This window comes from Corynebacterium sp. HMSC05D08 (assembly GCF_001807215.1).
Taxonomy (GTDB): Bacteria; Actinomycetota; Actinomycetes; order Mycobacteriales; family Mycobacteriaceae; genus Corynebacterium; species Corynebacterium striatum.
In genome coordinates this window covers 59,377-79,371 of the sequence record NZ_KV788310.1, presented here as the reverse complement: position 1 = coordinate 79,371, position 19,995 = coordinate 59,377, and the positions used below count along the sequence as shown (strand labels likewise).

The following is a 19,995-nucleotide window of genomic DNA, read 5'->3' as shown; positions in this document are numbered from 1 at the left end:
CCCCCGACGTGTCCACTTTCCGGGGTTCAGGCCCGTTCCTCTGGCGAGTCAAAGGCAGCCATCTCGCTGAAGCGAAGGTGGCGATGTTCCGCATCATAGAACATCTGACTTGGATCGGGTTCCCCACCCAGCAGGTTCGCGGCCTTCTCAGCGGTGCGCTGACGGTCATCGAGTTGGCGCATAAACAGCAGGTAGGTGAACTGTTCAATGACGGTAATCGGATTCGAAACGCCACCCGGCCAAAAGGCATTCCAGATGGTGTCTACTTGAGATTTTACAGTGCCAGTAATCATGTTCACGAGTCTAAAAAGAGGACCATACATTCTTGGGTTCCCGCTCCGGCGAAGCCTCGAACGGACATGCTAGGTCCTGGTTGGTCCTGGCGGGCGCTGGAACGGGCGGGGCTAGTCTGGGCAGTGGGCTAAATGGCGCACCTCGTCGCCAGCCCAGCTTACAAAACTACGAAAACACCGTGGGCCCCGACCTTCTGGTCGGGGCCCACGGTGTCTCTCTATGCGCTTTGGCTATCGCAACGGTTTCTCAGGCCGTCGCGCCCTGCAAAGCTCAGGGTGTTCTCTCTATCTCTCATGCGCCTCTCTCAAACGCACTACATAAGTATGGGGCATGGAACTTGCTAGACAATAAAATAAACCTGTAAGTCGCCTGAGTGTTCCTGCGAGTTTCCTGGCATCTGGGACTCATAAGGGAAAATAAAGAAGGCTCCGACCAAGAGTCGGAGCCTTCGGCAGTCAGCGTCTCGCACAGTGGCGAGTGCTATTCACGCAAGAATTACTCTGCGTAGTTCTTCTGAACAGAAGCGTCAACCGGGATACCAGGACCAGAGGTGGTGGAGATGGTTACCTTCTTGACGTAAACACCCTTGGAGGAGGACGGCTTCAGACGCAGGATCTCGTCGTACAGAGCGCCGTAGTTCTCAGCGATCTTCTCTGCGTCGAAGGAAGCCTTACCCAGGATTGCGTGCAGATTGGAAGCCTTGTCAACGCGGAAGGAGATCTTGCCGCCCTTGACGTCGGAAATAGCCTTTGCAACGTCAGCGGTAACGGTGCCGGTCTTCGGGTTCGGCATCAGACCACGCGGGCCGAGGACGCGAGCAACGCGGCCAACCTTAGCCATCTGGTCCGGGGTAGCGATAGCAACGTCGAAGTCGATGTTGCCCTCGTTGATAGCAGCGATCAGCTCGTCGGTGCCGACGATGTCAGCGCCTGCAGCCTTAGCGGCCTCAGCCTTTTCGCCCTCAGCGAAAACTGCGACGCGAACGTCCTTACCGGTGCCGTTAGGCAGGGAAACGGTGCCGCGAACCAGCTGGTCAGCCTTACGTGGGTCAACGCCCAGGCGGAAGACGACGTCGACGGTAGCGTCGAAGTTCTTGGAGGAGGTCTCCTTGGCCAGCTTGGAGGCCTCGAGCGGAGTGTACAGACGGGACTTGTCGACGAGCTCTGCTGCTGCCTTGTAAGCCTTAGACTTGGTGCTCATTTAAGCAATTCCTTTTCTTGGATTGATGTGGTGTTGGCGGGCCGTAGCTGGCCCTACCACGAGCGACCACACGAGATGGCCGCTCACTTTTTGATGAAGTTGTTTACTTGGCCGGGATGCCATCAACGGTGATGCCCATGGAGCGAGCAGTACCGGCGATGATGCGTGCACCGTTGTCGATGTCGCGTGCGTTCAGATCCTCGAACTTGGTCTGTGCAATCTCCTTGCACTGTTCCCAGGTCACAGAGCCGACCTTGTCGGTGTGAGGAACGCCGGAGCCCTTCTTGATGCCAGCAGCCTTAAGCAGCAGCTTTGCAGCAGGCGGGGTCTTCAGCTTGAAATCGAAGGAGCGATCCTCGTAAACGGTGATCTCAACAGGCACAACGTTGCCGCGCTGGGACTCAGTCGCAGCGTTGTAAGCCTTGCAGAACTCCATGATGTTGACGCCGTGGGCACCCAGTGCCGGACCAACCGGCGGAGCCGGGTTAGCAGCACCAGCCTCGATCTGCAGCTTGATGAAGCCAGAAACCTTCTTCTTCGGAGCCATCGAATTACCTCTTTCCTGTGTTACCGGTGCGCTGCCACGATGAATAACAGCGCCCGTCCGGATGCTCACCTGCAGTGGGCCACCGGGGAGAAACGTTTAATTGTCCGTGCACGCAAAAGGCGCACGGCGTTTTATCTTAGAACACCGTGCGCCCTGCTACCAAATCGCGTAGCATGCCATTTTCCCAGGCTACGCGGCAACTGGTTTTAGGAGATGCGCTCGATCTCGGTCGGGGAAAGCTCTACCGGAGTCTCACGGCCGAAGATGGAAACCAGGCCCTGCATCTTGCCAGTCTCTGGGTCGATCTCGGAGATGGTTGCGGAAACGGATGCGAGCGGGCCAGACAGGATGGTGACTGCCTCGCCGACCTCGAAGTCGTGCGCGTAAGCCTTCGCAGCAGCCTTCTCCGGCATTGCGACGACCTGCTCGCCGTCTTGGTCGCCCGCGGAAAACTTTGCCTCCGGTGCAGCCTCGTTAGGCATGAGGAACTTGGCGACGTCGCGGATCTTGACCGGGGTGGCATTGCCCTCGTTGCCCACGAAGGAGGTAACGCCGGGGGTTTCGCGGACGACGGACCAGGCGGCGTCGTTAAGCTCCATGCGGACCAGGACGTAGCCCGGCAGCAGCTTGCGCTTGACGATCTTCTTCTTGCCGTCCTTGTTTTCCAGGATCTGCTCGACCGGAACAACAACCTCGAAGATGGAGTCCTCAACCTCGAGCGTCTGCGCACGCATGTCGAGGTTGGTCTTCACCTTGTTCTCGTAGCCGGAGTAGCACTGGATGATGTACCACTGGCCCGGCTGCTTCTTCAGCTCGCGGGTGAACTGGCGTAGGCGACGGCGGTAGTCATCGTCCTCGGCAGGAGCGGCCTCGGTGGCCTCAGCAGATGCAGCTTCCTCCGCCGGAGCGGACTGATCCTCGGCCTCTGTGTATGCCTCTTCGGTAGCGGTCTCAGACTCAGCCACTGCTTCTGCTGCCTGCTCCTGGACGCTGCCGATAAGAGCAGCTTCGAGGGAGGTCTCTGGGGTTTCGACGTTGTTCTCGTCGCTCATGGTCTCTACTCCATCTTGTCGCGCGCGAGCTTGAAGCAAGCAGGCGCTCTCAGTTTTCTGCGCCCCAGCCTACCTGTGGAATGCCGGCGCGACCGCCAGCACCCCGCAAGCACACAAGGGCAAAAAGTATCCCGCCGTTTCCCTCGCCTTTGCGAGTGAAATCAGCGGGATAAAAGCTTCTGCTAGGCAGGTTACTAAGGAGTGAGGATCTTCTCAACTCCGAGGCCTGTCAGCGTGTCGACGCCCCACACAAGGGCAGTCAGAACGATGAGGAAGGCGAAGGTAATGAGGGTGTACTGCACCATTTCCTTTGTGGTTGGCCAGACAACCTTCTTCATTTCGGATGCGACTTCACCCGGGAAAGCGGCCACGCCGCCGCCAACGGTGGCGTCATCTTTTTTGCCCTCTACGCGTACAACTCGCTTATCGGCATACGACTGGGAAGAGGTGGTAGCTACACCGGAGAGCTGACGCTTACCGGTGGGGCGTGCAGCGCCAGACTTAATCGGCTGCTGTTCATCGCTCACAGCTGGTTCCTCCTTGGAAAAGTTTTGGCAGGGGCGACAGGACTCGAACCTGCAACCTACGGTTTTGGAGACCGTTGCGCTACCAATTGCGCCACGCCCCTATGCATTTGTCTACCAAAGACAGCATGCACAACCCTACCAGAACGGCGATTTACTTAAGAAACCGCCAGCCCTTGGGCCGGAGTCGGTAGTAAAAAAGCACCCGCGCAATCACGGGCGCCTTTCTTTCCCGGTAGCGATGGCGAGAATTGAACTCGCGACACAGCGATTATGAGTCGCTTGCTCTACCACTGAGCTACACCGCCATAATCATGTGCACCAAGGTGCAGAAATGATTGGAGCCCCCTGACAGAATCGAACTGTCGACCTTTTCCTTACCATGGAAACGCTCTGCCGACTGAGCTAAGGGGGCACAGCCTCTTTGAGTAACGAAGTTTTCTTCGCTGCGCTCTCGTTGAAGCCTTGAAAAGATTAACCCGATTTACTCTAGTTACACAAATCGCCAGCTTAATCCACAAAAATGGGGCTTTTTAAAGCTTTAGATTGCACACTTTTCGCGCTTTCCATAGGCCTTGAACGAGCACTACGCTTGACGACGCCGCGACGGAAGAAGGCGCGGTCCCTGGATTCTGCTCCCTGGAATCTGCCCAGCGCTAGCAAAACCACGAAACCCCGTGGTCGAAACCACGGGGTTTATCTGTGCCAGGTAGAAGATTCGAACTTCTGAAGGCAATGCCGGCGGATTTACAGTCCGCTCCCTTTGGCCGCTCGGGCAACCTGGCGTGCACTTGAGGTGCGATTAGGTACTTTACTACGAAGCCCCCGTTGTCGTGCAAATCGGCAGGACACGGGGGCTTTCGTAGCGTTAATGCGAAGGCAGCTAGCCGACGCGGCGCACGGTGTAGTCAGCCAGCTGACGCAAAGCTTCGCTAGCTGCGCATTCCGGCAAGACGGAGAGCTGTTCCTCGACCACTCGCAGGTAACCGTGGACGTCGTTCATAGCCTTCTCACGGCCACCAGACTGACGCAGCAGTTCGATGGCACGCTCGACGGAAGCGTCGTCGCCAAGCGGACCCGTAAGCAGGCCGCGCAGCTCGTCACCCACGGTGCCCTCTTCCTCCAGCGCGTAGAGAACCGGGAGGGTAAAGACGCCCTCGCGCAGGTCAGTCCCCGGAGTCTTTCCCGATTCCTTGGAATCAGAGAAGATGTCGATGATATCGTCGACGATCTGGAAGATCATGCCGATGGCGCCGCCAATCTGGCGCAGAGCCGCGGCCTGCTCCGGCGTAGCACCCGCATGATAGGCCCCCAGGTAACCCGCGGAAGCAATGAGAACCGCAGTCTTCTCACGGATAACCGCCATGTAGTGTTCCACGGCGTTGGCCTCACCCGCACCGATGGTCTCACGCATCTGACCGGTCACGAGTTCCTCGAAGGTTTCAGAGAAATGCTCGACGGTATGTGTGTCCAGCTGGGACATCAAGCGCGAGGCGTGGGCGAGCAGGACGTCGCCAGCCAAGATGGCCACCGAGTTAGTCCAGCGGAAGTTTGCGGATTCCACGCCGCGGCGACGCTCGGCTTCATCCATGACGTCGTCGTGATAGAGGGTTGCAACGTGCACCATCTCCACCACCGTGGCGGCCTTAACCACCTCGGGGGAGCCCGGACGCGCGCCAAATTCCGAGGCAAGCAGCGCCATCATGGGGCGGAAGCGCTTTCCGCCGGCGCTCGAAAGGTGGCTGACCTTCTCTTTGACGAAGTCCTGCCCACGATCGATCTCGTGGTGCAGCAGTTCCTCGACGGCAGCTATTCCAGCACTAATGCGCTCGCTTAGCTGCGGGTCACCCAAGTCCACATGCGTGGCATGAGTTTGGCCGTGAGACATTAACAGCGTTCCTTTAACTCAAAAATGCGAGTGATAATCGATTACTTACCGTAGTCCATACCACGGCCCTAAACACACTTAAGGTGGATAACCCGTGCAATGATAGTGCGTATGTCGGAGCATATCGATAACGCAAAACTCGTAGACGTGGCCATCATCGGCGCAGGGCCAGCAGGTTCCGCGGCCGCTATCCACGCGACTAACGCAGGCTACGACGCCTTGCTTATCGACGCTTCCCCCTTCCCCCGCGACAAAACCTGCGGCGACGGCCTGACCCCGCGCGCTATGCATCAGCTGGATCTATTGGGCTTGGACGTCAATTCGTCTTATCGCAATAAGGGTTTGAAGCTCCATGGCTATGGCGGGTCCGTCACTGCCCCGTGGCCGTCCAGCTACCCCACGACTGTGGGAACGGCACTGCCGCGCCACGAGTTCGACAACCTGCTTTTCGAAGCCGCTCGCACGGCTGGGGCCACGGTATGGACGGGCACCCCCGCGACTGCCCCTGAGCTCGCAGGAAATCGCGTGACGAGTTTCCGCGTGGGCGAGCAGACCGTGCGCGCAAAGTGGGTCATCGTGGCAGACGGCGTACGCTCGACGTTTGGCAAGTTGTTGGGCCGCAAGTGGCATCAGGATGAGGTCTACGGAATCGCGGCGCGCAGCTATGCCACGTCCACCTCTGCGGGCGAGCCGTGGATGCACTCCCACGTAGAGCTCAAGGATCAGGACGGAAGTGTGCAGCCAGGCTATGGCTGGATATTCCCGCTTGGCGAGGAATTGGGTCAGGTCAACATTGGTTTAGGAGCTTTGTCTACCGCACAGCGCCCGGCCCGCATCAATACGAAGAAGCTTCTTACCCACTACGCCGAGAGCCAGCGCGCCGACTGGGGCTTGGGCGACATCGAGAAGGTGGCCTCTGCCCTGCTTCCGATGGGTGGCGCGGTGTCCAACGTGGCCGGCGCCAACTGGATGCTCATTGGCGACGCCGCCGCCTGCGTCAATCCCCTCAACGGCGAGGGCATCGATTATGGCTTGGAGACAGCCCAGCTAGCCGTCTCCCTGCTGGGCACCAAGGACTTCACGCTGGCGTGGCCGGATCTTTTGCGAGCCCACTACGGCGAGGCCTTCGTCCTGGCGCGCACCGCGGCGCGGCTTTTGACCTATCCGCAGTTCCTGCCCTTCGCGGGGCCGGTGGCGCTGCGCGGTCCGGTGGGCCGAATGCTCATGCCTGCCGCGGCGCGACTCATGGGAAACCTAGTCACGGACGAGGACCGCGACGTCATCGCCCGGGCGTGGAAGCTCGCTGGGCGTGGGGTTTCGGCAGCGCGCCGCGATACGCCGCTGTGGAACTCGCTCTAGGCCCGCGCTCCTTTCCAAATGGTCCCTTTGATCGGGTCCGTTTAGGGGGTAAAGAAACCATTTGGCGGCATTTTTAGCGCCTAAAACCGCCAAAGGGACCACCCCAAAGGGACCTTTTGCGGGGGAGCCTGGCGAAAGCTCAGCAGAGGGCTCAGTGAGTGCTCGGCAGAGAGCTCGGCGGGGCCGGAGCCAGCGTTGCTGGGGCCTAGTGCAGCGGCTTCGTGGCCGAGTGCAGGGCCACGATTCCGAGGGTCATATTCTTCCAGCCGGCGCCTTCCCACCCATTGCGGTTGATGGCGGCGGCCAACTCTTCCTGGTCCGGCCAGGCGCGGATCGACTCAGCGAGGTAGACGTACGCCTCTGGGTTGGAGGAAACCAGCTTGGCAATCGGCGGCAGCAAGCGGGTCAGGTATTCCTTGTAGACGGTGCCAAAGACCGGGATGATCGGCTTGGAGAATTCCGCCACTGCCAGGCGGCCGCCCGGCTTGGTCACGCGGGCCATCTCACGCAGGCCGAGCTCAAAGTCGTGAATATTGCGCAGACCATAGGAGATGGTCACCGCGTCAAAGGTATTGTCCGCGAAAGGCAGTTTCATGCCGTCGCCCGCCACCTTGGGCACGTCACGCGCAGCGCCAGCCGCCAGCATTCCACGAGAGAAGTCGCAGGCCACGCACCATGCGCCGGACTTGGACAGCTCTTCGGTGGACACCGCAGTGCCTGCCGCTAGATCGAGGACCTTCTCCCCTGGCTTAAGGTCCAAGCGCTCACGAGTGCGTTTGCGCCAAATCCTATCCTGGCCGAAGGACAACACCGTGTTGGTGATGTCGTACTTGGCACCGACGGCGTCGAACATCTGCGCAACGTCGAACGGCTTCTTATCGAGATCTGCCTTTGACATAAATAGCTAGTTTAGGCTACTCGCGCACCGAGGGCACGCGCCGCCCACCGCGGCAGCTCGGGGCGCTGGCCCAGGATGGTTAGCGGCACGCGGCGGGTGTCTTCCAAGACTTCCTCGTAGTAGCCAACAAGCTGCTCGCACAGTGCCTTCCACGTTTTATTCGAAATGGACTGCCGAGCGTTTTCGCGCAGCTCCGCGTGAATTTCTGGATTCAGCAGCGCATCGACGGCGTTGGGCAGATCCTCGACAAAGGTCGCGACGTCGAGAAGCAGCCCGTTGTAGCCCTCTTCAATGAGATCGACTGGGCCGCCCGCGCGCGGGCCGATGGTCGGAACGCCGGAAGCCTGCGCCTCCTGAATGGCCTGGCAGAAAGTCTCGAACTCACCCGCGTGCACAAAGACGTCGAGGGAAGCATAGGCCGCGGCGAGTTCCTCGCCACCCAGCGCACCGGTGAAAACTGCGCTGGGCAGCTGCACCTCGAGTAGCGGGCGCTCGGGACCATCGCCGACGATGACCAGCTGGATATCTTTTCTGTCGTTGAGCGAAGCCAAGCGGTGCACGCCCTTCTCCGCAGCCAGGCGGCCAACGAAGCCTACGACCAACTTGTCCCCCACTCCCCACTTCTGGCGCAGCGCTGCGGAGCGCTTCGCCGGGTGGAAGCGCTCGGAGTCCACGCCACGACCCCAGTGGCGCACGTTCTTGATGTGGTGATCTTCCAAGTCCTTGATGGTCAGGGAAGACGGAGCCAAGGTCATCTGGCACGCGTTATGAATGGTGCGCAGCCACTCCCATGTGGCATAGGCCAACGCGGAGGCGTGGTACTTGGTGGCAAAACCGGCAACGTCGGTTTGGTAGAGGGCCACAGAAGGAATGCGCAGCTGCCGCGCCGAGAAAGCTCCTGCCGCACCCAGCACGAAGGGGCTGGCCAGGTGGATGATGTCCGGCTTGAACTCGCGCAGGGCCTCATCCACCGCCGTGGTGGGCACGCCGACCGGGAGCGAGTCGATGAGAGGAATGCGCACGGTTGGCACGCGGACGATGGGAAACCCAAGGTAGTCTGCGATTTCTTCCTGGCCTTCACGGGCACCTGGAGCAATGACCAGAGCCTCATGGCCGGTGTCTGCTAAGTGCTCCAACACTCGCAAGACAGAATTTGTCACTCCATTGACGTTTGGAAGAAAAGACTCAGCCACGATCGCAACACGCATGCGTTCCATCATCCCCTATTCCACTGTGGTTTCTGGTGAAGCCTGCGGAAAATCTTGGTTAACATTCTCGTTTATTTGCATCCGGCGCTCAGCTGCACGGGTGCTCACGCCCACCGCCCACCATGCACCGGCGGCGATGAGGCTAGCCACAAACATCGAGGACAGCGCGGGAATCAGTGAAAGCGTCCACTCGCGCCCCTCCACCTTCACTAGGTCGGGGTTCGCGCGGGAGTACAGCACCCACACCTGCTGGCCCTCGCCCAGTCCGGTGGGATACAGCAGCCCCGATTGAGGCGAATGATAGATGCCCTTGTTGTCTTGGAAGTCCACGGAGGTACGCGTGATTCCGACGTCAGTAACCGTGGCCAGCGCGCGCCCTGGGTTTGATTCAATGGAGCGGTCGTTGAGAAACGCGCCCACAATCATTCCAAGCATGCCCACCAGCGAGGCCACATACAAAGCGATGATGAGCTGGTGCAGCCGGCGGCGATACACGGCTGGCGTATATCGCGGGACCACCGCCGCTTTGGGGGTCATCGGCAGCCTTGCTGGTGTAGCGCCCACCTACTTGCCGACCTTCGCGGTGATCTCAGCCTGCAGCTGGCGGCGCGTCTCACGGGTGGTGTGCGCCTCCACCACGGTCACGCCCGCGGAGGTCTCCTTCAGCTCAGCCAGGGTATCCAGCAGCTCCTGCGCGGTATTAGCCTCGCGGTAGTCTGCGCCAAAGGCTTCCGCCAGCTTGGCGACGCCCACCCCATGCGGCGTTCCAAAAGCCTTCTCGAAGGAGGCGCGATAGGGCTCCGCACCCTGCTCGAGCAGCTCGAAGATGCCGCAGCCGTCGTCGTTTGCCACGACGATGGTGAGGTTCTCCGGGCATGCCTCTCCCTGCGGGATGAGGAGGGAGGTGGCGTCGTGGAGGAAGGTGACGTCGCCAAGCAAGGCGACGACGCGCGGGGCACGCCAAGCGTCTGCCTCGCGGGACTGGGTGGCCAGCGCCACGCCCATTGCCTGTGCGACCGTGCCGTCGATGCCGGCGGCGCCGCGGGGCGAGTAGGTGTCCACACCGTCGAAAGGCAGGCCTACCAGGGAGGCGTCGCGCACCGGATTGGAAGCGCCCAAGACCAGGGTGTCCTCGACAGACAGCGTGTCTCCCACCGCTGCCGCGACGTGCAGTCCGGTAAAGCCCAGCTCGGGATTTTCGAGGGTCTCGCGGACGGCGTCGGAAGCCATCTGCGCTGCACCCTGGCAGATCTTCAGCCACTCGCGGGAAGGCTCACCGCTAACCTTGACTGTGGTTCCCAAGGTTGCGGCATCACCGCGTGGGTTGGTGAAGTCAGCAGTGCGGGAGAGCACGATGAGGTCGATGTCTGGATCGTTGATAAGGGCCAGCACGCTGCGGTGCAGCGTGGGGTGTCCGACCACGATGACCTGCTCGACCTTGGTGTTGACCACGTAGTCGTTGGCGGAGACCTGGGCGCGGCGGAAGATGTGCGCCGCTGCCGGGTGCACCGGGTGATACGGTGCAGGCGCGGTCGGCTCAGCGATGGTGGGAACGTCCTCGAGGCCTTCGACCTCCCAGGCTTCGTCGCCGGCGATGACGAGGGTGTTCTTGCTCAAGTCCACGGCCACCTCGCCGTGGTTTAGCGGGCGCGGAAGCGGGGCTTTGTGTTGCGTGAAGTCGGTGGGGGTGGCGGGCAGTTCGGCGTCGAGAAGCGGCACGTCAAACGCCACGTTGATGTGAACCTGGTGGTCTTTGGTGAAACGCTCAGCCACCGACGGGATGTCCTCGACCTCGGTGACCTGGGTGGTCTCGGCGTAGACGCCGAAAATGCCCTGCTGCTGAATGGTCTGGGAGGCGCCGGTGCCCACGAGGCGCGCAGGGCGGTCCGCGCTAATTACGGCCAACGGTGTGTGAGAATGCGCGGCCTCGACCATCGCGGGCAGTGCATTGGCAACGGCGGTGCCGGAGGTCATCACCACGCCCACGTGGCGGCGCTGCACGCGGGCCATGCCCAGCGCGGTAAAAGCGGCGGAGCGCTCGTCGAGGCGTGTATGAACGCGAATGTCCTGGCGTGCAAGCAAGGCCAGCGAGAGCGGTGCGTTGCGGGAACCAGGACAGATAATGACGTCAGTAAGGTGGCGCGCGAGTTGAGCGGCCACCGCCTCGGCCAGCTTCATGGAGTCAGTCATGCTGCCCCATAGTACTAGTGGCGTTTAGGCCTTAGGCACCCCGGCTATTGCCGTTGCCGTTGTTACCGGTGGCTCCATTCAAAAGCTCATCCAGAAGACCTTCAAGACCCTGGCCGCCCTGTTCGAGCTGGTCTTGGATATCCGGCGGCAGCTGGGTCGGCAGCTCTTCGATTGGGTTCGACGGCGCTTCCTCGGTGACGGTCTCAGTCACAGTGGTGGGCTTTTCCTCAGTAACAGTGGCCGTGGTGGTCACGGCCTCAGGCTGCGATTCTGCATCCGAGGTGGCGTTGCGCCACATGAAAAACAGCGCGCCAGTTGCGATGACCGCGATTGCTGCAATCGCGGCAAAGACCCCAGTCAGGCCGCTGCCGCCACTCTTGTGGGAGCGCTCCGGCTCCACCTCGTAGCTCGACGGAACCGGGTCATAGTTGTGCTCCGGGCCTGGGTTGTAGCCCGAGTTGTAGCCGCTGGGCTGGCCATAGCTGCTCGCAGCTGGCTGCGAGGCACCCGGGAACACCTGGCGCGGGCGGTCATCCGGCGCACCGAACTGGCGAGTGGCGTCGTTGTTGTCAAAGCCTGAGCCGTAGCCCGTCACGCGGCCAATCTGGCGAGTCTCATCGTCAGAGTAGTTGCCGGAATTGTTGCCAAAGTTATTTGCCATGTCCCTAGAACTACCCTATTTCCCTGTGAGTTCGCAGGGAGATACCCGAAAAGTCTCGTTAACTCTTTCGCGCCAAGGCCCGACCAGTAGGCGTAGCCTGCTTAGCCACATCACCCGGCGCGTCCATCGCCACAATTTCTCCGCCCGCGGCGCCTGCCCCGGGGCCTAACTCGATGACGGTGTCTGCCTGCGCGATGACCGAGAGATCGTGCTCGACCACGATGACGGTCTGTCCGGCGTCGACAAGCTTGTGCAACTCTGCGTTAAGCAACGACACGTCCGCCGGATGCAGGCCCGTGGTGGGTTCGTCGAGGAGGTAAACCGTGTGGCCGCGGTGGGAGTTGCGCGAGCGCTGCAGCTCCGTTGCGAGCTTAATGCGCTGGGCCTCGCCTCCGGAAAGCTCCGGCGCGCCCTGGCCAAGGCGCAGGTAGCCAAGACCCACCGCTTGAAGCGTATCCAGCGCGCGGCGGATGGCCGTGACCGCGGAGGAGGTTTCTACCTCTGCGAAAAGCTCGGCAGCCTCGTCCACAGTCAGCTCGAGGACCTCAGCGATGGTACGGCCTTCCCATGACACCTCGAGGGTCTCCGGGTTATAGCGCTTGCCCTGGCAATCGGGGCACAGCGTATAAGAGCCCGGGAGAAAGACGAGCTCCACCTCGATTTGGCCCGCGCCGCCGCAGGTTGGGCATTGCCCCTGTTTGACGTTGTAGGAAAAGCGCGAGACCGTCCATTTCCGCTGCTTGGCTTTTTGCGTGTTGGCAAAAAGCTTGCGCACGTGGTCGAACAGGCCGGTGTAGGTGGCCAAGGTGGAGCGTGGAGTACGCCCGATGGGCTTCTGCGTGATCTGCACTAGGCGCGTGACCTTATCGAGGTTCTCCACTTCTGCCACGCTCCACGGCTTGTCTAGTGACTCCTCCTCCGTTGCTTCGTCGGTAACGGCCGTGACAGATTCCCGAAGCAGGCCGGCCAACACGGTGGAGACCAAGGTGGACTTACCCGAGCCCGAAACGCCCGTGACGGCACTGAAGGTCCCGAGGCCGAAACTCACGTCAAGACCTCGCAGGTTGCGGGCCTGCACCCCGCGCAGGGTGAGCTCGGTGCTCGGGGTGCGTCGAGTGCTGCGGGGCGTGAGCTGCCGCTGAGCCAGCGCGCGGGCGGTGGGAGTATCGGCGAGATAGTCGGCTACTGGGCCCGAATAGATGACCTTGCCGCCGCCCTCGCCGGCGAGGGGGCCGACGTCGACAAGCCAGTCTGCCTGGGCCACCAAGTCCATGTCATGCTCCACCAACAGCACGGAGTTGCCGCCTGCGACGAACCTGCGGCAGATATCCATGACGGCCGCGCGTTCCTCGGGGTGCAAGCCTGCCGACGGCTCGTCAAGCACGTACGCGACACCAAACAGGCCGGAGCGCAGTTGCGCCGCGAGCCGGATTCTTTGTAATTCGCCGGCTGACAGGGTCTCCGTGGGTCGGCCAAGGCTCAGGTGCGCCAGGCCCAGCTCCAGTGCGGACCGCAATGCGGGAAGAATCTGTTTGAGCAGCAGATGCTCGGCGCTGTTTTCCTCGGGCTGCTGTTTGTCGAGCAGTGCGAGGAGTTCGTCGAGGGGCAGCTCGTTGAAGGCATCGATAGGCAGCCCGGCGTAGGTCACCTTCAGCGCGTGGGGGTTGAGGCGGCGGCCGTCGCAGACCTCGCAGGTGTGTGACTCCATGAATTGGAGGGTGCGTTTGCGGAGGGTATCGGACTGGGTTTCGGCAAGCGTCTTATTCAGGTAGCTCGCGACGGAGCGCCACGTGCCCTCGTAGTTGCGCTGAATCTGGTCGGCGCCGCGGAGCGGCTTGACGGTGACCACGGGTCGCTCCTCGGTAAAGAGAATCCAGTCTCGATCCTCTCTCGGCAGCTCCTGCCAGGGCGAGTCGAGGTCATAGCCCAGATTCAAAAGGATGTCGTGGAAGTTCTTGCCTGCCCAGGCTCCCGGCCAGGCGGCGATGGCGCCATCCTCGATGCTGAGGGTGGGATCGGGGACCATCGACTGCTCCGTGGCTACGTGCACGATGCCGGTGCCCTGGCAATTGGGGCACATTCCCTCGGGCGTGTTCGGCGAAAAGGAATCCGAATAAAGGCCCTCTGGGTTGTCCCCGGCGCGCGAATAAAGAAGGCGCACCGAATTTGAGATAGCGGAGATGGTGCCCACCGTGGAACGGGCGCCGCCGCCGGAAGTGGACTGCTCTAGGGCAACAGTGGGCGGCAGGCCCTCAATCTGGCTGACCTGCGGATCCACGGCGGAACCGATGAGGCGGCGTGCAAAGGGTGCCACGGATTCGAGGTAGCGGCGCTGGCCCTCGCCGTGGATCGTACCGAAGGCGAGGGAAGACTTGCCCGAGCCCGAAACGCCCGTAACGGCCACGACCTTGCCGCGCGGAATGTCGACATCGACATTCCTTAAGTTGTGGAGGTGAGCATCGCGGACACTGATAAATCCAGTCATGAGTTCCACCGTACCCACGGCGTCTCTGCGGGGTGAAAAGTGCGCATTTTGCCAAATATGACCAGGAATCTTCGAAGAATCCAGCTCCTATTTGGCAAATTGTGCGCTGCTAGCGATAGGGTGCCCCGCTAGCGAGAAGGTGCCCCTCCGCTAGCGCGAAATCTAAAGGTGCTGCCAGCACTCGCGGACGCGCTCAAACCACCAGTCGCGGCGCTCGGGCGCGGCTGCGAGGTCAGCCAGGCGCGCGGGATCTGGGATCGCCGGAGTGGCTTCCAAATGGCCATCGATAAGCGGGCGCGGCTCGGTGACGTCCTCTATAAAGAGCGAGCCGGTGGCCAGGCCCGCGGCGGCGGGAGTGACGTCAATGTCTTCGTCGTCGAGAATCTTCGGCAGCGCTGCGACAGCCGCCAGCCCCATTCCGATACCCACGGATGTATCCAGGGCCGAGGCTACGGTGATGTCCATGTGGCGCGCACGCAGTTGCTTCGCGACATCCAGCACCCTACGCACTCCGCCCAAAGGCGCAGGTTTGACCACCGCGACGTCGGCAGCCTGCAGGTCCGCGACCCGGAAGGGATCCTCGACCTTCCGGATGGACTCGTCGGCGGCGACGCGCACGAAGAGGCCGTTGCGCATTAATTGGCGGCGAACCTCCGCGAGTTCTTCGGCGGTGGCGCACGGCTGCTCCATGTAGTCCAGGGGCATTAGGGCCTTGGCCGCCTCAATGGCTTGTTCCACGCTCCAGCCGCCGTTGGCGTCGACGCGCAGCACCGGAATGCGGCCCTGCGCGGTGATGTACTCACGCACTGCCTGCACACGGGCGACGTCGTCTGCAAGGCTCTGCCCTGGCTCTGCCACTTTGATCTTGAAAGTGCGGCAGCCCGGGTAGCACTCCATTACCTCGGGAACCTGCGCGGCGGGTACGGCGGGGATGGTGCCGTTGACCTCGATGAGGTCGCGCACGGGTTCGGGGAAGCCTTCGTAGGCAGCCTCCAGGCCTGCGGCGAGCCAGTGTGCCGACTCCGCAGCTTCGTACTCTAGGAAAGGCGAGAACTCGCCCCAGCCGGCGGGGCCCTCGATGAGCAAGGCTTCGCGGGTGGTAATACCGCGGAACTTCACTGCCAAAGGCAGGGCAACAACATGGGAGCGGGAGAGGACATCATCAATTTCAACCTGGGACATGGAATGTAGCGTACCTGACCCAGTTTTAGCTGCTGCTTAGTTCGCTGCCTGTCACAACAGCTGTTAGAGTAAGAACAGAGGTTATAACAACCGCGGTTAGCCTTTAAGCCCTGCGTAAAGGGCATATTTCTGCATATCTTTTATCCAGCAAAAGGCAGGTCAAACCCGCATGCTTTACCTCATTATTGCCTTGGCGGCCATCGCCGCGGTGATGTGGCTGATTTACAAAAAGGTTCATGCCGCCGCAGCCATCTTCGGTGTCGGCGTCCTCCTCCTCATGATTGCCGCTCTCACTAACCGCGCGGATATGCGCACCGTAGAAATCGAAGCCACAGGCAATGCTTTTTATGACCAACTTTTGGTCGTAGATGCCCTGTTCAAATCCCGCTTTAGCGGCATCGGCATGGCCATCATGGTTTTGTTCGGCTTCGTGTCTTATATGCGGCACATCGGCGCCGATGCCAAGACCGTTGTCGTATTGTCTTCGCCCTTGAAACGCTTCCGCGGTAGCTACTGGCTCGTCCCGGTAGGTTTTCTTATCGGTTCGCTACTCTCACTGGTGATTCCCTCCGCCGCTGCGTTGTCGTTGCTGCTCGTCGCCACTCTCCTACCCGCCCTTATCGCCGCTGGTCTCACGCCTTTGACGGTGGCCGCGCTGGTAGTGACCTCGTCTACCATCATCCCGACGCCCCTTGAGGCAGGTCTGATTCAAGGCGCGGATCTGACAAACATGAGCGTGACCGAGTTTGTGTACGGCTCGGTTGCCCGCGCTACCGTCCCGGCGCTTCTCATTACCGCATTTGTCCATATGTGGTGGCAGAAGCATTGCGACAAAGTAGATGCACGCAAAGCCCACGCTGACGACGCCACCGCAGGCTCCGATACTCTGTCCGAATCCGACCGCGCCACCCGTGAAGCACTTGAGCGAGCAAAGGGACTGCCCGGTTTCTACGCCGTCCTTCCTCTTATGCCACTGTTGCTGATTATTGTTTCGGCAATCTTGAACCGCACCGGCGTCATCCCATTTGAAGCAGATATCCTGCCGGTGACCGTGGTCTCGCTGTTTATCGCCATGTTGATTGAGGCAATCCGCATCCGCTCCATCACAGAGTCGATGGATTCCACCGCGCACTTTTTCAAGGGCATGGGCGAAGGCGCCGCTGGCGTGGTTGCCCTGCTGGTTGCGGCAGCGGTCTTGGTCGAAGGCATCACCCAGATGGGCGTCATCGACATGCTCGTCAATGCTGCCGAGGGCTCTACTGGCGCCGCCGTAATTATTGTTCTCATCTTCGTCGGCGCTACGGCACTGATGGCAGCGTTGACAGGTTCCGGCACAGCCCCTTACTTTGCCTTCTCTGAGGTTGTTCCTGGCCTGGCCGCCCAGACCTCGATTAATGCACCACAAATGCTTACTGCCATTTGGGGCACCTCGAACCTCATACGTCAGGTCTCGCCGGTCAACGCCGCAGTTCTGATCGTCTCGGGCGCAATCAACGTCAACCCCATCCGCCTGGTCAAACGCACCTGCGTTCCGATGATCGCCGCAGCTGTGCTCAACGTGGTTTTTTCCTTCTTGTTCATCGGCTAAAAGCTAACCCGCTCTCTACCAACCGCCGTGGCTAATCGCTGCGGCGGTTATTGTGTACCTATGACTTCCCAGGCAAAGGCAACTTCTAAATACAGCACCGACAACCCTTTCAAGGCCGAACTGTGGGCCCCAGTGGAAGGCTTCTCGGATCTCACCGACATCACCTACCACAGGCTAATCGGAGACAAGCGCGAAGATGGCATCGTCCGCATCGCGTTTGACCGCCCGGAGGTGCGCAACGCGTTCCGCCCGCACACGGTGGATGAGCTCTACCGCGCGCTCGACCATACACGTCGCACTCCTGATGTCGGCACGGTGTTGCTCACCGGCAACGGCCCCAGTGAGAAGGACGGAGGCTGGGCATTTTGCTCTGGCGGCGACCAGCGAATTCGCGGCCGCTCCGGTTACCGCTACGCCACCTCGCACGAGCACAACGACGCCGAGGCAGATGCCTCCACCGTGGACGAGGCACGCGAGAAGGTCGAGGGTGGACGCCTACACATCCTCGAGGTCCAACGCCTCATCCGCACCATGCCCAAGGTGGTCATAGCCGTGGTCAACGGCTGGGCGGCTGGCGGTGGGCATTCGTTGCACGTGGTCTGCGACATGACCATTGCGTCCCGCCAGGAGGCCCGTTTCAAGCAGACCGACGCCGACGTCGGATCCTTCGACGCCGGCTATGGCTCGGCCTACCTGGCCAAGATGGTGGGCCAGAAGTACGCCCGCGAAATCTTCTTCCTGGGCCGCACTTACGACGCCCAGCGCATGTACGAGATGGGCGCCGTCAACGAGGTTGTGGATCACGCCGATCTTGAGGACGCCGCCATCCAGATGGGTCACGAAATCAACGGCAAGTCCCCGACCGCGCAGCGCATGCTGAAGTTCGCGTTCAACCTCACCGACGACGGACTCATGGGCCAGCAGGTCTTCGCCGGCGAGGCAACGCGCTTGGCTTACATGACCGACGAGGCCGTCGAGGGCAAGGAGGCGTTCCTGGAAAAGCGCGACCCAAACTGGGAGCAGTTCCCGTATTACTACTAGTCAGGAGTTAGCACGATGTGGGTTTTCGCCATCGGCTTGGCCACACTTGCACTGGCGGGCGTCATCGGCTCGCGAGTGTGGATGCTCAAGCACATCAAGAATGCGCAGGACCGCGGGGAGCGGCCTTTCGACCAAGAAGATGAGCTGCGAAACCCGTACATCTAGGGCAAACATGACACAAAACACTTAGACTTTTAAGTGAGACATCACCGGCAATCGCGGACACATAAACACTTCACGTGTAAAGCGTCCAGCATGAAACTTGCCAACTCATTCGCCATACTCGCAGCCCACGTCGTCCTGGGCGTAATCCTCATCGCCCACGGTTGACAGAAGTTCTCCGAATGGACCATCGACGGCACCACTCAGTCCTTCGAGAGCATGGGCGTCCCAGCCGCTTCCATCGCAGCGCCAGCTGCAGCCATCATTGAGCTCGTCGGCGTCATCGCCGCAGCGGGCCTCATGCTCGTCGCAGCTGGCCCCGGAATACACTCCCTCGACCAACTCTTCTTCAGCAAGAAGGCAAAAGTAGCTAAGTAAGACCACCACCTCCCTACCTCTCACTTCACCCATTGGAGTGAGAGGCATTTTTAAATTTCAGCGACTTAAAGAGGAGATAGGACTACCTAAGTTCATAGTATTGAACAATCTAGTTCGGGGGTGCTAGTGTTTGTTGAGTTCACTTCTCCTAATGCAAAGGAAGTTCATGATGAGCTCAAATCTCAGCACCCCACGCCGCCCCCTACAGCGCATTCTCGCAGGCACCTGCGCCCTCGCGCTCGGCGCCAGCCTCGCCGCTTGCAGCGCCTCGAATGAATCCACCGACGCTGCAAAGCCGAAGGACGGCAACACCGTCAAGGCCGTGGCCACGACTACCCAGATCTGCGACTACCTCACCCAGATAGCCGCCGGCGGCGTCAAGCTCCACAAGGTCGACTCCCAGGGTGCGGAGACCACCTCCGGCGAGGGCCCAGTGACCCTCGACCTCACCTGTTTGCTCGCCCCTAACGCCAGCGCCCACGAGCACGAGATGACCCCACAGCAGATGCAGGCGCTCTCCCAGGCCGACTACATGTTCGTCAACGGAGTCGACCTCGAGCACTTCCTCGACCAAGCCGTGGACTCCTCCGGCTTCCACGGCGTCATGGCCGTAACCTCGGGCGTCAAGAGCGAAGGCATGGGCGATGGCAACGGCAAGTACACCATCGACGAGGGCATCGAGCACGTGAACCCGCGCCCGTGGCCTTTCCCGGGGGAGGACGGCGAGGCCCCAGAATTCAAGTACGACCCGCACGTGTGGACCTCCCCGAAGCAGGCCAAGATTCAGGTCGACAACATCGTCAACACGTTGTCCCAGGCCTCCCCGCAGGCCAAGGACGCCTTCACCGCCGCCGGCAAGAAGTACACCGACCAGCTGGAGGACCTCGACAAGTGGGCCAGCGATTCCATGTCCGCAGTTCCTGAGCAAGACCGCGTGCTCTTCTCTTCCCACGACGCCTTCGGCTACTTCTCTAACGAGTACGGCGTGAAGTTCATCGGCTCCGCACTGTCTGACTTCAACCACCAGCAGGACGCCACCTCGAGCCACATCGATGAGCAGGTAAAGAAGGTCCGCGAGTCCGGCGCCAAGGCCATCTTTGCGGAGAATTCCAACAACTCGAAGTCCATCGAGGCCATCGCCCGCGCCGCAGGCGTCAAGGCGGTTACATCCGACGACGCTTTGTACGGCGACTCGCTAGGTGTGCCAGGCAGTGAGGGCGAGACCTACATCGGATCCATCGTCCACAACATCAACACCTTGGTCAGCGCCTGGGGCTCCGAGCAGCAACCGTTGCCGGAATCGCTGCAGGCATTCGACTTTGCCAAGCGCAAGTAGCT

18 protein-coding genes, 4 tRNA genes and 1 pseudogene are annotated in these 19,995 nt (G+C 61.0%); 6 read left to right on the top strand and 17 right to left on the bottom strand.

The window, feature by feature from the left end:
- Window positions 1–26 precede the first annotated feature (26 nt).
- The 10 genes from HMPREF3148_RS14120 to HMPREF3148_RS03315 all read right to left on the bottom strand — a co-directional run bounded on the left by HMPREF3148_RS14120 (window position 27) and on the right by HMPREF3148_RS03315 (window position 5,505).
- Window positions 27–293: a type I restriction-modification system subunit M N-terminal domain-containing protein gene (locus HMPREF3148_RS14120; protein WP_049151526.1), complete on the bottom strand. Its 267-nt coding sequence runs from the start codon at window positions 291–293 to the stop codon at window positions 27–29.
- Between the two features lie 496 nt (window positions 294–789).
- Complete coding sequence (rplA, locus tag HMPREF3148_RS03355; protein ID WP_005527671.1) at window positions 790–1,494, bottom strand: 50S ribosomal protein L1; 705 nt, start codon at window positions 1,492–1,494, stop codon at window positions 790–792.
- A gap of 103 nt (window positions 1,495–1,597) precedes the next feature.
- A complete protein-coding gene (rplK, locus tag HMPREF3148_RS03350) occupies window positions 1,598–2,041 on the bottom strand; it encodes a 50S ribosomal protein L11 (protein WP_005527670.1) in 444 nt (147 codons plus the stop codon).
- A 206-nt stretch (window positions 2,042–2,247) separates the two neighbouring features.
- Window positions 2,248–3,093 (bottom strand): transcription termination/antitermination protein NusG, encoded by an 846-nt coding sequence (nusG, locus tag HMPREF3148_RS03345; protein WP_070508695.1) that lies wholly within the window; start codon window positions 3,091–3,093, stop codon window positions 2,248–2,250.
- Window positions 3,094–3,287: 194 nt separating this feature from the next.
- A complete protein-coding gene (secE, locus tag HMPREF3148_RS03340; RefSeq protein WP_005527668.1) occupies window positions 3,288–3,620 on the bottom strand; it encodes a preprotein translocase subunit SecE in 333 nt (110 codons plus the stop codon).
- A gap of 25 nt (window positions 3,621–3,645) precedes the next feature.
- Window positions 3,646–3,721: transfer RNA gene (locus HMPREF3148_RS03335), tRNA-Trp, on the bottom strand.
- 132 nt (window positions 3,722–3,853) lie between these two features.
- Window positions 3,854–3,925, bottom strand: a tRNA-Met gene (locus HMPREF3148_RS03330).
- Between the two features lie 31 nt (window positions 3,926–3,956).
- A tRNA-Thr gene (locus HMPREF3148_RS03325) sits at window positions 3,957–4,032 on the bottom strand.
- A gap of 288 nt (window positions 4,033–4,320) precedes the next feature.
- Window positions 4,321–4,402 (bottom strand) — tRNA-Tyr (locus HMPREF3148_RS03320).
- A gap of 98 nt (window positions 4,403–4,500) precedes the next feature.
- Entirely contained in the window at window positions 4,501–5,505 is a 1,005-nt protein-coding gene (locus tag HMPREF3148_RS03315; RefSeq protein WP_005527667.1) for a polyprenyl synthetase family protein, read from the bottom strand.
- 99 nt (window positions 5,506–5,604) lie between these two features.
- Here HMPREF3148_RS03315 and HMPREF3148_RS03310 point away from each other — a divergent pair, with 99 nt between their 5' ends.
- Window positions 5,605–6,864 carry a geranylgeranyl reductase family protein gene (locus HMPREF3148_RS03310; protein ID WP_049146016.1) on the top strand — a complete coding sequence of 420 codons (1,260 nt, stop codon included), beginning with the start codon at window positions 5,605–5,607 and terminating at the stop codon, window positions 6,862–6,864.
- 205 nt (window positions 6,865–7,069) lie between these two features.
- Here the strand turns inward: HMPREF3148_RS03310 and HMPREF3148_RS03305 are convergent, their stop codons facing one another.
- The 7 genes from HMPREF3148_RS03305 to HMPREF3148_RS03275 form a co-directional block, all read right to left on the bottom strand.
- Window positions 7,070–7,762: a demethylmenaquinone methyltransferase gene (locus HMPREF3148_RS03305; protein WP_005527665.1), complete on the bottom strand. Its 693-nt coding sequence runs from the start codon at window positions 7,760–7,762 to the stop codon at window positions 7,070–7,072.
- An 11-nt stretch (window positions 7,763–7,773) separates the two neighbouring features.
- On the bottom strand, window positions 7,774–8,970 hold the full coding sequence (locus tag HMPREF3148_RS03300) for a glycosyltransferase family 4 protein (RefSeq protein ID WP_049062517.1): 1,197 nt from the start codon (window positions 8,968–8,970) through the stop codon (window positions 7,774–7,776).
- Between the two features lie 15 nt (window positions 8,971–8,985).
- Complete coding sequence (locus tag HMPREF3148_RS03295; RefSeq protein ID WP_049062505.1) at window positions 8,986–9,507, bottom strand: DUF3592 domain-containing protein; 522 nt, start codon at window positions 9,505–9,507, stop codon at window positions 8,986–8,988.
- 27 nt (window positions 9,508–9,534) lie between these two features.
- Window positions 9,535–11,160, bottom strand: coding sequence for a 2-succinyl-5-enolpyruvyl-6-hydroxy-3-cyclohexene-1-carboxylic-acid synthase (menD, locus tag HMPREF3148_RS03290; protein ID WP_070508692.1), 1,626 nt, complete (start codon window positions 11,158–11,160; stop codon window positions 9,535–9,537).
- 31 nt (window positions 11,161–11,191) lie between these two features.
- Window positions 11,192–11,821: a hypothetical protein gene (locus HMPREF3148_RS03285; protein WP_049151528.1), complete on the bottom strand. Its 630-nt coding sequence runs from the start codon at window positions 11,819–11,821 to the stop codon at window positions 11,192–11,194.
- A gap of 58 nt (window positions 11,822–11,879) precedes the next feature.
- Window positions 11,880–14,306 carry an excinuclease ABC subunit UvrA gene (locus HMPREF3148_RS03280; protein WP_049151529.1) on the bottom strand — a complete coding sequence of 809 codons (2,427 nt, stop codon included), beginning with the start codon at window positions 14,304–14,306 and terminating at the stop codon, window positions 11,880–11,882.
- Window positions 14,307–14,468: 162 nt separating this feature from the next.
- On the bottom strand, window positions 14,469–15,488 hold the full coding sequence (locus tag HMPREF3148_RS03275) for an o-succinylbenzoate synthase (protein WP_049151530.1): 1,020 nt from the start codon (window positions 15,486–15,488) through the stop codon (window positions 14,469–14,471).
- A 169-nt stretch (window positions 15,489–15,657) separates the two neighbouring features.
- Here HMPREF3148_RS03275 and dcuC point away from each other — a divergent pair, with 169 nt between their 5' ends.
- The 5 genes and pseudogenes from dcuC (at window position 15,658) to HMPREF3148_RS03260 (ending at window position 19,993) form a co-directional block, all read left to right on the top strand.
- Window positions 15,658–17,076: a C4-dicarboxylate transporter DcuC gene (dcuC, locus tag HMPREF3148_RS03270; protein ID WP_049151531.1), complete on the top strand. Its 1,419-nt coding sequence runs from the start codon at window positions 15,658–15,660 to the stop codon at window positions 17,074–17,076.
- A gap of 60 nt (window positions 17,077–17,136) precedes the next feature.
- Window positions 17,137–18,117 carry a 1,4-dihydroxy-2-naphthoyl-CoA synthase gene (locus HMPREF3148_RS03265; RefSeq protein ID WP_049151532.1) on the top strand — a complete coding sequence of 327 codons (981 nt, stop codon included), beginning with the start codon at window positions 17,137–17,139 and terminating at the stop codon, window positions 18,115–18,117.
- A 15-nt stretch (window positions 18,118–18,132) separates the two neighbouring features.
- Window positions 18,133–18,282 carry a hypothetical protein gene (locus tag HMPREF3148_RS13645; RefSeq protein ID WP_005527653.1) on the top strand — a complete coding sequence of 50 codons (150 nt, stop codon included), beginning with the start codon at window positions 18,133–18,135 and terminating at the stop codon, window positions 18,280–18,282.
- Between the two features lie 177 nt (window positions 18,283–18,459).
- Window positions 18,460–18,657, top strand: a pseudogene (locus HMPREF3148_RS13095) (hypothetical protein); the annotation flags it as partial.
- A gap of 169 nt (window positions 18,658–18,826) precedes the next feature.
- Window positions 18,827–19,993, top strand: coding sequence for a metal ABC transporter substrate-binding protein (locus HMPREF3148_RS03260; RefSeq protein ID WP_049062511.1), 1,167 nt, complete (start codon window positions 18,827–18,829; stop codon window positions 19,991–19,993).
- Window positions 19,994–19,995: the final 2 nt, after the last annotated feature.